The sequence below is a fragment of the Sulfurimonas sp. HSL3-2 genome, from assembly GCF_039645965.1.
GTDB lineage: Bacteria > Campylobacterota > Campylobacteria > Campylobacterales > Sulfurimonadaceae > Hydrocurvibacter > Hydrocurvibacter mobilis.
This window is the reverse complement of the sequence record NZ_CP147917.1, coordinates 1,151,575-1,166,683: the sequence shown is the minus strand read 5'-3', so window position 1 is coordinate 1,166,683 and position 15,109 is coordinate 1,151,575. Positions and strand designations below refer to the sequence as shown.

13 protein-coding genes and 1 tRNA gene are annotated in these 15,109 nt (G+C 39.1%); 4 read left to right on the top strand and 10 right to left on the bottom strand.

Going from position 1 to position 15,109, the window contains the following annotated elements; all coding sequences use genetic code 11:
- Positions 1 to 26: 26 nt before the first annotated feature.
- From hisS to flgA, 5 genes are read right to left on the bottom strand one after another with little or no spacing between them, the layout of a single operon-like run.
- The gene (gene hisS, locus WCX87_RS05865) at positions 27 to 1,232 is read right to left on the bottom strand and encodes a histidine--tRNA ligase (protein WP_345978410.1); all 1,206 of its coding nucleotides are present in this window, start codon (positions 1,230 to 1,232) and stop codon (positions 27 to 29) included.
- The gene (tmk, locus tag WCX87_RS05860) at positions 1,233 to 1,814 is read right to left on the bottom strand and encodes a dTMP kinase (protein WP_345978409.1); all 582 of its coding nucleotides are present in this window, start codon (positions 1,812 to 1,814) and stop codon (positions 1,233 to 1,235) included. It lies immediately after the preceding gene.
- Positions 1,799 to 2,290, bottom strand: coding sequence for a pantetheine-phosphate adenylyltransferase (gene coaD, locus WCX87_RS05855; RefSeq protein WP_345978407.1), 492 nt, complete (start codon positions 2,288 to 2,290; stop codon positions 1,799 to 1,801). Before coaD ends, tmk begins: the two co-directional genes overlap by 16 nt.
- Positions 2,283 to 2,813 (bottom strand): UbiX family flavin prenyltransferase, encoded by a 531-nt coding sequence (locus WCX87_RS05850; protein ID WP_345978405.1) that lies wholly within the window; start codon positions 2,811 to 2,813, stop codon positions 2,283 to 2,285. The genes coaD and WCX87_RS05850 overlap by 8 nt, the downstream gene beginning before the upstream one ends.
- Complete coding sequence (gene flgA, locus WCX87_RS05845; protein WP_345978403.1) at positions 2,810 to 3,688, bottom strand: flagellar basal body P-ring formation chaperone FlgA; 879 nt, start codon at positions 3,686 to 3,688, stop codon at positions 2,810 to 2,812. The genes WCX87_RS05850 and flgA overlap by 4 nt, the downstream gene beginning before the upstream one ends.
- Positions 3,689 to 3,868: 180 nt before the next feature.
- On the opposite strand from flgA, the gene WCX87_RS05840 reads away from it, so the two are divergent.
- Positions 3,869 to 6,292 carry an AAA family ATPase gene (locus WCX87_RS05840; protein WP_345978402.1) on the top strand — a complete coding sequence of 808 codons (2,424 nt, stop codon included), beginning with the start codon at positions 3,869 to 3,871 and terminating at the stop codon, positions 6,290 to 6,292.
- Positions 6,293 to 6,295: 3 nt separating this feature from the next.
- Complete coding sequence (locus WCX87_RS05835; RefSeq protein ID WP_345978401.1) at positions 6,296 to 6,619, top strand: hypothetical protein; 324 nt, start codon at positions 6,296 to 6,298, stop codon at positions 6,617 to 6,619.
- Here WCX87_RS05835 and cbiB read toward each other — a convergent pair.
- From cbiB to WCX87_RS05810, 5 genes are all read right to left on the bottom strand, one after another.
- The gene (gene cbiB, locus WCX87_RS05830; protein ID WP_345978400.1) at positions 6,616 to 7,494 is read right to left on the bottom strand and encodes an adenosylcobinamide-phosphate synthase CbiB; all 879 of its coding nucleotides are present in this window, start codon (positions 7,492 to 7,494) and stop codon (positions 6,616 to 6,618) included. The two genes, WCX87_RS05835 and cbiB, sit on opposite strands and share 4 nt — an antisense overlap.
- Entirely contained in the window at positions 7,469 to 8,482 is a 1,014-nt protein-coding gene (locus tag WCX87_RS05825; protein ID WP_345978399.1) for an aminotransferase class I/II-fold pyridoxal phosphate-dependent enzyme, read from the bottom strand. The genes cbiB and WCX87_RS05825 overlap by 26 nt, the downstream gene beginning before the upstream one ends.
- Positions 8,479 to 9,261, bottom strand: coding sequence for a phosphotransferase (locus WCX87_RS05820; protein ID WP_345978397.1), 783 nt, complete (start codon positions 9,259 to 9,261; stop codon positions 8,479 to 8,481). The genes WCX87_RS05825 and WCX87_RS05820 overlap by 4 nt, the downstream gene beginning before the upstream one ends.
- Positions 9,252 to 9,875 carry a 5,6-dimethylbenzimidazole synthase gene (bluB, locus tag WCX87_RS05815; RefSeq protein WP_345978395.1) on the bottom strand — a complete coding sequence of 208 codons (624 nt, stop codon included), beginning with the start codon at positions 9,873 to 9,875 and terminating at the stop codon, positions 9,252 to 9,254. Before bluB ends, WCX87_RS05820 begins: the two co-directional genes overlap by 10 nt.
- A gap of 106 nt (positions 9,876 to 9,981) precedes the next feature.
- Positions 9,982 to 10,064: transfer RNA gene (locus WCX87_RS05810), tRNA-Leu, on the bottom strand.
- A 169-nt stretch (positions 10,065 to 10,233) separates the two neighbouring features.
- Between WCX87_RS05810 and flgL the strand changes: the two genes are divergently transcribed.
- Both flgL and WCX87_RS05800 read left to right on the top strand, forming a co-directional pair.
- Positions 10,234 to 12,639 carry a flagellar hook-associated protein FlgL gene (flgL, locus tag WCX87_RS05805; RefSeq protein ID WP_345978393.1) on the top strand — a complete coding sequence of 802 codons (2,406 nt, stop codon included), beginning with the start codon at positions 10,234 to 10,236 and terminating at the stop codon, positions 12,637 to 12,639.
- 76 nt (positions 12,640 to 12,715) lie between these two features.
- The gene (locus WCX87_RS05800) at positions 12,716 to 15,004 is read left to right on the top strand and encodes a DNA translocase FtsK (RefSeq protein ID WP_345978391.1); all 2,289 of its coding nucleotides are present in this window, start codon (positions 12,716 to 12,718) and stop codon (positions 15,002 to 15,004) included.
- Positions 15,005 to 15,109: the final 105 nt, after the last annotated feature.

The window sequence follows — 15,109 nt, the reverse complement described above, 5'->3', positions numbered from 1 at the left end:
ATTTTCTCCCTCAAAAAACATCTATATCATATCTCCGAAATTGAAATAACTTGTTCAGTTTTTTCTTCTAAATCTTTTATCCAGATTTTACTCTCTTTTAGCTCGTTTTCACCAATAATCGCACAAAATCTTGCATTTGCTTTATCTGCATTTTTAAGGTGAGCCTTTAAATTCCTAGCTTTGTATAGGACTGTGGCTTTATCTGTTTTTCTTTTTGCCTGTGCTAAAGAGATGACAAGCTCCACTGCATTATCGTCCATTGCACCGAAGTAATAACCTTCACGTTTAGTTTCGGGCATCTGAATAAGCTCTAACAGTCTTTCAATCCCTATCGCAAAACCTACTGCAGGAGTAGCCTTTCCGTCTAAAAACTCTACAAGTCTGTCGTATCTTCCACCGCCTGCAATGGCACTTTGTGCACCGATATTATCACTGACGAACTCAAATGCCGTTTTAGAGTAGTAGTCAAGTCCACGTACCAGGTGAGTGTCTACTTCAAAGTTTATATTATTTGATATCAATATGCTTTTTAGCTTTTCAAAATCATCATTACATGAAGCACATAGGCTGTTTATGAGTTTTGGTGCATTGATATACAATACCTGACATCCTTCGTTTTTACAGTCTAAGACGCGTATAGGATTCGTCCCTTTTCTTCTGACACAATCCTCACATATCTCATCATGGTGTTCATCTAAAAATGACACTAAGCCGTCACGATACTGAGGCATACAGCTGCTGTCTCCCAAAGAGTTCAGTTTTAGTCTGTAGCCGATTCCAAGTTCGTTTAAGATGTCCGCTATCATCATGATCATCGTAGCATCTTCATATACACTGTCTTCACCGAAACTCTCTACGCCAAACTGGTGGAACTCTCTTAGACGGCCTTTTTGAGGACGCTCATAACGAAACATCGGGCCGTGATAGAAAAATTTGTATGTCCCGCCCGCTTTGTCAAATTTGTTTTGAATGAATGCACGTACGACTCCGGCAGTTCCCTCTGGTCGAAGACATACGTCGTTGTCGCCTTTGTCTGTAAATTGATACATCTCTTTACCGACAATATCGCTTGATTCACCGACAGAACGTTTAAATAGGGCAGTTTCTTCAAGCAGAGGTGTTTCCATATAGTTAAATCCATAATTCTTTGCCACCTTTGTCGCGACTGCTAAAAAATATTCGAATCTTTCTGATTCTATTATGTCGTTCATTCCTCTAAGTGATTGTATCATTTACTTTTTTTCCTCTATAAAATTTATGATTTTGTTTGTGATCTCGTTAATATCCAAAGATGCATCGATCTCTAGAAGTTCTACACCCAGTGCTTTAGCCGCTTTTATTAGCGAGTCTTGTATCTCAAGCAGATAATCTATACCGCGTTTTTCTATCTTGTCATGCTCTTTTTGAGACAGACGGTAAGTCAGTTCATCGCGTGAGAGTTTTAACACGACCGCTTTCTTTGGAAAGACACCGTTACATGTAAAGCGATTAAGCTCTACAAGTCTGTCTATTTCAAAATGTCCGACAACATCGGCATAAGCGATGCCCGATATTACGCTTCTGTCGCTTATGATTCTTTTGTCTAGATTTGGTTCTACGACCTCTGCAATGTGCTCAGCTCGGTCAGCTAAAAAGATCAAAAGCTCCGCTACAGGACTTTTTATCTCAGAAAACAGTACTATCTCTCTTAGCTTTGTCCCAAGTCTTGTCGCACCCGGTTCTTTGGTGATAATCGCATCAGGATACTTCTCGCTCAATGCTTTTATCTGAGTACTTTTTCCGGCAGTATCGATACCCTCTATTGCAATGTACATGAAGTCATACTCCCTATGATGTTTTGTACCTCTTTTGGAAGCAGATGGTCAGTCTTACCGTTAAACTTTAAAAGGTTCCTGACGATGGAAGAACTGATAAAAGCGTGCTGCAGCTTCGGCATAAGATAGACAGTCTCTATGTTTTTATCCAAAGAGTTGTTCAAGTATCCGAGTTGAAGCTCGAACTCAAAGTCACTGACGGCTCTTAGTCCTCGGATAAGGACTGTAGCATCCAGACTTTTAGCCAGCTCCACTGTCAGGTTGTCAAATCCTACAACACTTACTCTTTCGAGATGTTTTGTAGCCTCTTTTGTCATTATTATCCGCTCTTCAAGAGTAAACATAGGTTTTTTCTCTTTTGAGTCCGCTACGGCAACGATTACCTCATCAAAAAGTCTTAATCCTCTTTCGATAATGTCGAAATGTCCGTTTGTTATAGGGTCGAATGTCCCTGGATATAGTGCTATTTTATGCATCGTCTTTCCATCGTTTATATAAGCTGTTTTCTATTCCTAAAAGATCGAACCATTTGCCGATCATAAAGTTTTCCATCTCATCGAGTGTCGTCTGTTCGCTGTAGTAAGCCATAACCGGAGGTGCGATTATGATACCTAGAGATGACAGCTTATGCATGTTCTCCAAAGCTATCGGCGAAAACGGCATCTCACGAGGTGCCAAAAGCAGTTTTTTCTGTTCTTTTATCATTACGGCTGCCGCACGTGTGGTCAGGTTGTCTGCTATGCCGCAAGATATCTTGGCAAGCGTGTTCATACTGCACGGGATTATCATCATGGCATCGACTTTAAAGCTGCCGCTTGCTATGCTTGCAGCTATATCTTTATCGTCATGAAAGGTGATGTTCTGCTCTTTGTCTAAGACCACTTTTGCATGATCGGAAACAATAAGATGTTTTTCGATATCGTCAGGAAGCAGTTTTAGTGCTTTTAGACCAAGTTCAGCTCCGCTTGCACCGCTGATCGATATGACAACTTTCTTCATTGAATCTCAACTCTCTTTCTTCCGATAACCTTAGCCATCAGTTTTTTCCCATCCGCTTTTCTAACTGCAATTATATCGCCTTCTTTGCCGTCTTGTGCGGCTATGACATTTAAAGTTATTGTCAAACCGCCGTCATTTATCGTAGCTACGACAGATTCATCTCTTCTTACAAGGCTAAGCGCTTCGACATCGTTTGCAGTCAAAATATAATCAGATTTTAGTGAAAATTTGCTTTGATATTTATGATTTTTAATATCAGTCACGGGATTAGCCCTGAAACTCGTGAATTTGACCGTTTTTACTTTAGTATTTTTATAGGTCAACTCTTCGTGACGGTTGATCTTTTTAGTCGTCACGACTACGTCGATGTCAGCATCAAGAATGTAGTCAAAAAAGGTCATCTTATGGTCTGGAGTGACTATCGATATGGTCGAGTAGTTTCTGTAAAGAGTCTGTTGTTGCAAAGAGAGAGCATATATCTTCGGCAGTGCCGTGATGTATGCACGCGGATAGACTTTTAAAGAGCGTATCTTTAAGTTCGGATATTTTGAGAGAAACTCTTTTTTAAGACTCTCTGTAATATTCGTCATATCAACCGGAGATTTTTGTCTAAAGTTTACATACCTGATATCTTTGTTTTCTATATCATATCCGTGCTTTTTAAAGATATCTATGACCTCCTGTGCCGTTACTCTGAGCATCTGTTTTGTATCGTCATAGGAAAAGAGTATAAAATCCTTCTCGATATTTTTTATGATATCTGAGGCATGGATATCTCTGCCTTTGGTCTCATAATCCTCTTGAAGAGTGTATGAATAAAGAGATGAGATGATGAAAAAAAGTAAAATAAGATATCTAAAAAGCAAAATCTGCAAGCCTCGTATTATTGTTGTTTATTGTATTTTAACATAATCTGTAAATGCTAAGGTGTATCAGAATATATAAATCAAAAGATTAATAAAAATATATAAAATTAATATTTTTCAAGGATAATAAGATATACTAAAAATCGATAGAAATTTGATTATATTTGATAATAGTTAAAAGGTATCATTATGCAAAACGGCAAAAACAGTAGTGAGTTCAGCAGTAAGATCGAGGAGGTCTTAAACGAGAACCTGTTTGATCAAGAAGATGCAGTAAAGATCTTGACAAAAACATTATTACAGGCCAATCTTCTAAAAAGCAAAAACAGAGTCAGAGCTCTTTTTACATTTATAGGACTGCCAAATACCGGTAAGCACTATCTCTCTCAATTACTTTTGCAGGCGGATAGCGAGATCGAAAGTATTAAAACGTTCAATATGGATCAGTATAGCGGCAACTTTGCTATAGGCATGGAACAGTTAAACTCTCCGCTTATAGAATCAGAAGTGATCTCCTTTGTGGAAGAACATCCAAAATGTATACTCTTTTTTGAAGATATAGAAAAAGCCGATCTTCAAGTCCAACTTTCGCTTTATACGCTTTTTGCAAGTGATGAAAAAAGTACTGTAGATTTTTCAAATGTGATCGTTATTGTGAGTACTACAAGGCTCGGTCTGCTTATTCAGCGCCAGGATCTGCGTGAGTTGATGAAAAGCGATCCACTACAGGCACACACTTTCTTAATGGAAAGATTGAGCCATGAATATATGATGGTTAACGGCAATAAGGAAGAGGCATTCGATAAAAAACTGTTGTCACTTTTAAACGAGCATACAGTCATACCGTTTAACCGCCTGAGTTTAAGTACACTTATCAAGATCGGTGCAAGGACAATGCATCAGATGTCACAAAGTTTTACGAAAGAGAGCGGCATAGAGATCGAATATACAAGTGTAGATAAGTTCGTATCGCTTCTTACCTTGTCGTTAGCTCCATATATCAATGCACGACATATCATAAAAAAACTGCCTGAATTGATGTTTAGCAAGATTTATGATGCAATAAAGCTTGATGCGAATGTAAAACAGATAGATTTTAAAGTATCCAAAGCATCAGGCAAGTTTGTCGACGATGCCCTAAAAGACCAAAACCTGCTTCTTAAAAAGATCAGTAAACAGCACAAAAGGATCACACTCGAATGGGACCTGAAAGAAAAAGACGGTGTCGTTATATGTTCGATAAAAAATGCTTTTTATAGCGAAGAGAAGCTTGGGACGTTAAGCGAAGATGTCTTACATGTATCAGATATCAGGTTTGAGGATGTTGCCGGACAGCAAAGAGTGAAAAACGAGCTTTTAGAGGTACTTGCACTCTTAAAAGAGCCGGAGAGACTGCAGCATTTTGATATGCCGCCTCCAAAAGGGATGTTCCTGTACGGACCTCAGGGAATGGGAAAAAAACTGCTCGCACGTGCTTTTGCCTATGAGAGCGATATGCCCTATATCGTCATAAACGGTGCAGATCTTTTTGATTCAGCAAAGATACATAAAGTGTATGCTCAGGCATACGGTTCCGCACCATCAATCGTGATACTTGAAGACATCGATGTCCAAGGCTTTTTAGGCGGTGTGATCTCCCGTATGAACATCACGCCTCTTGTCGAAGAACTCGATGCTCTGACGCAAAGTTTCGAGTCTCCGGTCTTTACTATCGCTACACTCGGTGATATCGCAAATATTCCTGATGAACTTAACAAAGCGGGGCGTATCGATATACGTATAGAGGTACCTAAACTTGATATCGAAGCGCGTAGATTTTTCATAGAAGAAGTACTTAAAAAGCCTCATGACGAAGCTATCGACGTTGAAAGAGTGGTGCGTTATATCTCAGGTCTCGGCGGAAACGAACTTAAAAGAATAGGGCAGGAAGCTGCACTGAATGCTGCGAGAAAAGGCTTAAAAGAGCTGACGGAAGAGATACTTCTTGAGCAGATAAACATCATAAAATACGGCACAAAACTGGAAAATAAACAGATACGCGATATCGAGACCTCTATGGCAAAGACAGCTTATCATGAAGCAGGTCATGCGGTACTTTCATACATCCTTCTGCCAAATATCAAGATCGAGCAGGTGACCGTCGCCCCGCGTAGTGAAACTTTAGGATTTGTCTCATATCACAACGAAGACTATGTCGATGCGACTTCTAAAGAGGAGTTGTTTAACGATGTCTGCGTATTGCTTGCCGGTAGAATAGCAAAGATGGAAAAATTCGGTGAATCCGGGATCGAGACAGGTGCCATCAGTGACTTAGAAGTCGCAAGCATGCAGGTCTATGCGGCAATCGCACTTTTTGGTATGGATGATGAACTTGGATATATCAATGTGGCCGGGATAGAATCCGTATATGACAGAAAAGTGTTGTCCAAAAAGATAGAAGATCGAATGCTGGTATGGATAGATGACGCAAAAAAGAAGACAAAAAAAGAGGTCAAACGACTATGGCCTGCCATAGAAGCGGTAGCAAAACAGCTGATCGCAAAAGAAGTGATTGACGGCGAAGAGTTAAAAGATATCATAAACAAAGAGATCAAAAAACACAAGAAAGGATAGATAATGACAGCAGAGAGAAAAAAAATCATTCAATATGCACTCGGTCTTGACATAAACGATGTGCATACATATGCAGGGTACAAAGGTGATCTTATAGTAAAGATCACTTCTAAAGACAAAGAAACAGCTTTGATTATCCGAAAATTTGCCATTTCACTCGACGTAGAAGAGGTCGTGGTCAAAATAAATCCGGCAACACAGGAGTATGAAGTCTACTGTATCACAGCCGATGAAAATGTTTATCATCTAAAAGAGGATGATGAGCACGAGAGTAGAGATCATAAGGATTATGTTGAAGACAGCTGGACGAAGTCGGCGCTCGACTAAAAAAGAGATATCAGAGCTGAGACAAGCATCAAGATGTCAAATCTTAGACGAAAAGAGATAGCTTTGTCTATACTCTGTGTCCTTATCTCTTTGATACCCTCACTAAAGTAGGGTTTCTCTTTTATTTTTCCAAAATAGGATGTCGGTCCGCCTAGTCTTACGCCGATACTCCATCCCATTGCACTTATGGGATATCCTGCATTGGGACTTTCATGACGTGCTCCGTATCTCCAGCAGTTTTTTAAAGCTTTTGTACTCAAAAACAAAACGCCTATAAGTAAAGCCGTGATACGAGCGGGTATATAGTTGGCTATATCATCGACTCTTGCCGACACTTTGCCGAACTTCTCATATCTTTCATTTTTGTATCCGACCATAGAATCGAGAGTGTTTATCGCTTTATATAAAAACAGTCCGGTTATACCAAAGAAAAACAGATAAAAAAGCGGAGCGATAACACCGTCGCTTAGGTTTTCTGCGTATGTCTCGACGGCTGCTTTGTTTATCTCTGAGGGGCTTAGCTCTTTTGTGTCCCTGCTTACAAGGTATTTTATCTTCCGTGGGTCGCTCTTTATCTCTTTTACACTGTCATACAGCATCTTAGATGCGATCCCGCTCGAAGCTATAAGACCTAAGACAAAGACGTTATCAACGAAATAATCGATTGTAAAAGCCGTGATGAAAACCAGAGCAAGAAGTGATAATGTCAGGTAAAGACCCTGCAGAACACTGTCTTTGTAAAATCTCTTTTCAAACCAGAGTATAAAATCTCCCATCAACACTACGGGATGTCTTATATACTTGAACTCGCCGAAAACCCTATCGATAGCAAAGGCTATGAACATCACATCAAAGTACAATGTTTTGTAGACCAATTGCAAGTTTTTCTAGATCATCTGTGCTTTTAACAGCGATCCTGACATAGCTTTTATCTAAAAAGTCAAAATTAGAACAATCACGCACCATGATCCTGTAGGGTTTTAAGAGTTCTTGAAATGTCTGGGCATCCATACCTTTCAATTGCAGTAAGACAAAATTTGCCGAAGAGTCAAAGACCTGCTGTGTATATCTGAACTCTTGAAGTATCTTTATAAGATACTCTTTGTTGAGAGTATTGAGAGTTTTTGATATATCGGTAAACTCTTCATCTTTGAGCATCTCTTGAATGTAGTGACTGTCAAACTGTGATATCTTCCAAAGCGGTTGGGTCTGTTTGAGTTCTTGTATATTTTCTTTTGAAGAGATGACGGCACCGATTCTTATGCCTGCACTGCTGTAAAACTTCGTCATCGATTTTAAGATATAGATATCATCATAACTCTGCAGATATTTTAGGGCTGAAGGGTAGGGAGTAAAGTCCAAAAAAGACTCATCTATCAAGATAGTACATTTTTTTTCTATCCATTGTTTCATGAGAGTATCGATCTCATAAAAAGTCCCCTCAGGAGTGCTCGGATTTACAAACACGACTAATGAACCCTCTTTTACAGGTCTGTCCATATCTGTAAACCTGTTTATCAATTCGATCCTATATCCAAACGTTACAGCAGCTTTTTTATACTCGAGATATGCAGGGGAGTATATGCTCACATCTTTTGTCTTAAAGTGTCTAAATAGCGAAAAGATAGCACTGCTTCCACCGTTAAAGAGTTCGATCTGCCGGGTATCTACATCATAAAGAGCCGCTATACTTCTGTAGAGCTCTTCATAGCCAGGATAAGATGAGATATCCAGAGCATTGAAGTCTATCTTGTTCTTTGGTTTTATAAAGTTGATATTGGATGAGAGGTCGACTACCTCTTCTTGGGTACATCCGAGGTCTAAAGCAAACCCTTTTATATCTCCGCCGTGTGTAAAGTTCATAGATTTTCCAATTTCATCAGTAACTCTTTATAGTCCCTGTTGTTTATGTATCTTGTGGTGGCGTAATATAACAAAGCGTATTTGATATACTCTTTAAATCTGTCATACTCTAGATCTAAGCTGTAACTTGATCTTAACGCCTCCAGCTTTTCTTTATGCAGGCTATGTCCCTCAAAACACCATGATACGGCTGTGACTCCAAGGTCAAATATAAAGTCGCCGTTACACGCTTCGCTAAAGTCATATACTCCGCTTAAGAGACCGTTTTGAAACTTCGCATTGTCGCAGAAGAGATCGCCGTGTATGATACCGTCCTCTTTTAACTCGATGTTTATGCTATTGAAGTGTTTTAAAAGTTCGTCGTTTCCGGAGTTCATGATCAATGTTTCTAGTCTGTTTTTAGAAAACAAGATCGTATTTGATGATTTTAGGGTCTTTGTAAGCGAATGAAACTCTTTTAAAAATCTGCTTATCTGCCTGATCTGATCTGTTTGAGGTTTATCTACACTTTGTCCTGCTATCTGTGTATAGATAACAGCAGGTTTTTCTCTTATGTAAAAACTATCTACGATCTCAGGGACTTTCAGCGTAGATGTCATTTGTAAAAGCTTCTTTTCATTCTCTACGATCTCTAAAGAAGGGGATTCAAATATCTTAAGTACAAACTTCTCTTCAAGCAGATAGACACTGTCACTGACTCCGTCTGTCGTTTGGACAAGGCTAATCCCTTGATATTTTAAGGGCAGGTCATCTTTACTGATTGCCGTTTTTATACCCAAGAGACCACCTCTTTGAGTGTCTTTTTCTCTTCCCATTTTAAGCTTTCAAGTTCCGGAAGCTCTAAGAACTCTTTTACATATCCGACACACAGGTATCCTACGAGTTTGTAGCCATTATCTACTCCTAGTGTCTTTTGTACCTTTTTATGGTCTATTATGCTGACCCAGCCGATCCCGATATTGAGACTTCTTGCCATAAGCCACATATTTTCAATGGCACAGACGACGCTGTATTCGCCCATTTTCTTAGAACTTGTCTGACCCAATATTTTTTTATAGGGTTTCTTGTAAAAAACAGCTATGTTTATGGGTGTCTCTTTGATCCCTTCGAGCTTTAAACTGTTATAAAGTTCTCTGTCTTGAAAATGTTTTTTACTCTTTTCATAAGAGTCTTGAAAATTTTTATAGATCTTGTTTTTCACTTTCTCGTTTTTTATCACTACGAACTTCCAAGGCTGGGAAAAGCCCACAGAAGGCGCATGTATGCCGGCACTGAGTATCTTATCGATTTGTTTCTTCTTTATTTTTTTAGATAAAAAGTTATTACCGCGTACATCGCGTCTTGCGACGATGATATTGTTTAATGTTTGTGATTGCTTTTTAGTGAAGTTCATAAATATCTCTTTTCTATACAATGCAATATTATTACTCACATATATTTAAAATCTGTTTTTAGTATTCGTATTTACGGGGTTTAGTGAAGATTGTGAGATTGTTGCGTGGTACCACCGGCCGGAATCGAACCGGCACTCTTGCGAACCGGATTTTGAATCCGGCGTGTCTACCAATTTCACCACGGTGGCAACAAGAGTGAAATAATATATATTTTTTACTTAAAAACAGTGTAAACCGTCTGAATTTAAACTAAATCGTTATTTGACGATTTATGAGCTATATAAAGAATATAAATTATGGAACTTTATTTGCTTAACTGATCGTTAAGTAAAGACACACGATACATGGAGGTGTGATGTGCGAATAACGCAAAGTATGTATTACCAGAATCTAAGCCCGGATAAAAGTAATATTGCTCAAAAACTTTTTGATGTCAATAAGCAGATCTCTTCTGGTTCTAAGATCCAGTATGCATATGAAGCTCCTACGACATTTGCAGAGACTTTAAAACTGGATGATGAACTTCAAACGTTTGATCAAGTCATAAAAAGTGTTGACAGCGGATTGAAGTTTTCTCAGCAAACGGATTCTACGATAGGAGAGTTTACCAAGACTCTTGACCAGTTCAAGACTAAACTTATCCAAGCAGCTTCGAGTGCAAACTCTGATGTCAGTATGCAGGCTCTTGCATCTGAGATGAGAGGTATAGAAAGCCACTTAAGAAACTTGGCAAATACTTCCGTAAACGGTCAATATCTGTTTTCAGGCTCGCTAGTGGATCAAAAACCTATTGATCAAAACGGAAACTATAGCGGTAACGCTGATTCTATGACATCGTTCTTAGGTTCAAATGTCCGTCAAGCATATAATATCTCCGGGGCGGATCTTTTCTTAGGGGAAGAGAGTACGACAAAAAGAAAGATCACTACTAACGTAAAACATCTTAACCAGACACTTCTTTATCCGGATGTCATGGTCGACCCTACACAGCCGAGAAGCTCTGCAAAAGAGGAGTATATAACCACAAGCGATACTATTAGAGATCTTGTCGGAGATAACGATACTGTCGTTGATACAGTAAACGCTCAAAATCACTTTTATATCAGCGGGACGAAGCATGACGGTTCGACTTTTAAAACAATTGTAGATATGAAAGATAATGAGACTGTCGGAGATCTGTTAGATAAGATAGGAAAAGCATTCGGTAACACATCTGCAAACAAAGTAGTTGATGTCACATTAAACAATTACGGGCAGATCGAGATAGAAGACAACCTTCCTGGAAGTTCTAAACTTGATTTTCATATGATCGGGAATGTCGATCCTGCTGGTGCGGTTACAAACCTAGATACTCTAAACAGTAATGGTACAAGGGTAGTGGAGTTTACGAAAAGTGAGATATCCGGTTATCAGACAACGGTCGGACAACAAAGAAACCCATACAATCCCGATAGTTTCATATTAAATATGGATCTAAGGACTAAAACAGATGCTATGGCAAGTCCTGCCACTCTTTTAACAGATGTCTTTAGATCGGATATCAGCTCGATCACTCTCGGCGGAACAAGAACTGACGGTACGCCGAACGCGACGACATTCAATGTGACAGCGACTTCGACAGTTCAGGATCTTGTCAATGCGATAAATACATCTTATCAAGTAGCACCTGATGATCTTACGGTATCGGTCGTAAACGGGCGCATCAACTTTAATACAACATCCGGGCAAAACAATATAGATGTACAGCTGACGGCTAACGATGCTGCTACTAACCCGTTAAGAGCTTTAGCGTCAAATGCAAGTATCAGTTATGATGATGCAAAGTTTACGAAATCGGGAAGCCATCTACTATCAAATGTCCCGCAGATAGTAAAAGCTGATAACTCATTTGCGACTTATCAGACAAAACTTTCAGAGGTCGGTGCATATGCACCGTTTGTCGACGCAGGAGGCGGGGTCACACAGCAGCTTAAACTGAGTGGTATAGATATAAACGGTAATCCGTTTGATGCTCAGATAGATCTTGCAGAGGGCGGTTCTACATTTTCGGTAAACGGAAGTCCAAACTATACTATCTTCGATATGTCTACACCTAGAGCCGCTGTAAACGGTAATGATATGACATATAAACAGCTGACTGACGTCGTAAATATGATAGTCAGCAATACTTTACCTGCTACGACAAACACGGCGACCGATTATGATGCAGCGATCACTACATCTTTAAATAGTTCTGTAGTCACGCTTGACAATAAGGGTCAGATCAACTTTGAACAAACAGGTGCGAATACGACAAAAGCGGACATCTCTTTTTACGATGCGAACAGTACGGACTTTACGAAAGGCGGTTCAGCTTTAGAGTTTAATTCAAACAGTTCTTTGACGATCAGTGATCCTAAGACAGACTTTTTTGCTCAGATAGATGAGATCATAAAATCAGTTGAACAGCAAAAGATGAGAGCAGATACCGAGACAGGCGATCTTAGAAATATCGGGATTCAAAACGCTATACAGATGGTCGATGATCTTAACGACCATATGTCAAAAGAGCAGTCACAATCTGGTGTACAGTCTCAATCACTAATAGCTGCTTCTGATCGTACGCAGATGTTGAAAGTAAGTACGACAAGCATACGCTCTGATGTTATCGATACTGATATCGCAGATGCAACATTAAAACTCAATCAGTTACAGTTAAACTATCAAGCTATCTACTCGTCAATATCGAAAGTCGCTAAACTTTCGTTGGTCAATTATCTATAGCAAACTGTCATAAAAGTAGCTTTGTAGCTACTTTTTTTGATATACTCCATTTTACTTTTTATTGTAGGATTTTTAATTGCGAAATGCTTTTTTTATTATTTTTTTTGGTATTTTAATCTACTTAGGCGTTGCAACAGCCATAGCTGACAGCTCTGTTATCGGTAAACTCGGTGCTAGCTTTGCACTGTTTAATCACAAATATTTTGGATACCTTTCTTACCTATATCCATTTTTACTTATTTACCCTCTTTATATACAGTATAGATACCCGACATTCACTACAAGACGTTTAGAGGTCGTACTGGCATCGATCTTGATCTTTTTTTCCTTCATCATATTGCAGGGGATCTTAGTTACAGATGATCTAAGAGGCAAGTTTGGAGCCGATTTTGTAGAGTTTTTATCTCCTTTTATAGGATTATTCGGTGTTTGGGTCTTTTGGTTCATATCGACTTCCGTCGGTATTACCATCTTTTTTGAAAAGACTTTTCTTGAGTTTGTCTCTCCTCTTTTAAATAGATTTGAAAACTTTAAAAACAGTATGGACGCGAGAAAAGAGGCGAAAGCGAAGAAGATCGAAGCTCAGGTAAGAGAACAGATCGTAGATGATAAACAAGATGAGTTAAAACAAAGTAGTTTTATTGCTGAAGAACTGGAGGATAATGATATAGATGAGCTGGATAAACCGGCATATCTAAGAGCTTCAAATGATATCGATGATATTGATGATGCACCTTTTGAGATAAAACTGATAAAAAAAGAGGATCTCCCAAGTACAGATTCCAATGAAAAGGAAGAAGTAGAGGAGATAGAAAAGTTTGACGACTTTAAAGGTGATGAGTCAAACATCGTCTCGATCGCTAAAAAAGTAAAAGAGCAGAAAAACAGTGCCGTTATCGTCGATGAACTCGAAGAGAATGCAAAACTTCTTGAAAGCATTGAAAAAGGTAATGTAGAAAAACCTAAAAACTTTAAACTTCCGTCAGTGGAGTTCTTACAAAAAGCGCCTGCAAAAGCAAATACGGTTGATGAAGCAGAACTTGATGACAAGATAAAAGACCTGATAGAAAAACTTGCGCACTTTAATATTGACGGCGATGTCATACGTACTTATGCAGGCCCTGTCGTCTCGACATTTGAGTTCAAACCTGCTGCAAACGTAAAGGTCTCTAAGATCTTAAATCTACAAGATGACCTTGCTATGGCACTGCGCGCTCAGACTATACGTATACAAGCGCCGATCCCGGGTAAAGACGTTGTAGGTATAGAGATACCAAATCACAGTGTTGAAACGATATATTTAAGAGATTTGATCGAAAGCGATCTATTTCAACAATCAAAATCACCGCTTACAATAGTTCTTGGGAAAGATATAGTAGGGAAGCCGTTTATAACAGATTTGAAAAAACTGCCGCATCTTCTTATTGCAGGAACGACGGGAAGCGGTAAGAGTGTGGGTATAAACTCCATGATACTAAGCCTCTTATACAAAAATTCACCGGATCAGCTTCGTCTTTTGATGATCGATCCTAAGATGCTGGAATTCTCTATATATAATGATATTCCGCATCTGCTTACTCCTGTCATCACAAAAGCAAAACAAGCTGTTGTAGCGCTTAACAACATGGTCTCTGAGATGGAAAGACGCTATGAGATGATGAGTGATACCAGAACAAAGAACATCGAAAACTATAACGATAAGATGAAAAAAGAGGGCGGTAAAGAACTGCCGTATATAGTAGTTATTATCGATGAGTTAGCCGATTTGATGATGACAAGCGGTAAAGAGGTAGAGCACTCGATCGCAAGGCTTGCACAGATGGCAAGAGCTGCAGGTATCCACTTGGTCGTGGCAACTCAGCGTCCTTCCGTCGATGTCGTGACAGGTCTTATCAAAGCGAACCTTCCTTCACGTATCAGTTACAGAGTAGGGCAAAAGATAGACAGTAAGATCATTTTAGACCAGCAGGGAGCAGAATCGCTTCTAGGGCGCGGTGATATGCTCTTTACTCCTCCAGGTGCTACGGGTCTTGTACGTCTGCATGCGCCGTGGAGCACGGAAGAGGAGATAGAAGATATCGTTGATTTTATCAAGTCTCAGCGTGAGCCTGATTATGATAAAAGCTTTTTATTAGAAGACAGCGAGCTTACTTCTAAAGGTGGATCAGGTGAAGTGTATGAAGAGCTTGACGCTCTTTATGAAGAAGCGAAGAACATTATATTGGCTGAGAAGAAGACATCTATCTCATATCTTCAAAGAAGATTGCAGATAGGTTATAACAGATCTGCTAATATTATTGAACAATTGGAACAAAATGGAGTACTTTCAGAACCAAACTCTAAAGGTATCAGAGAGATAATCTAAGTTTAATGTTACGAAAATAAACAATTTTTCCTAAATATCCAGATTGAGTGTTTAGAATCGTAACACTGTTAATTTGCGAGTTACTTTTTTAGTTATAATCTTCGA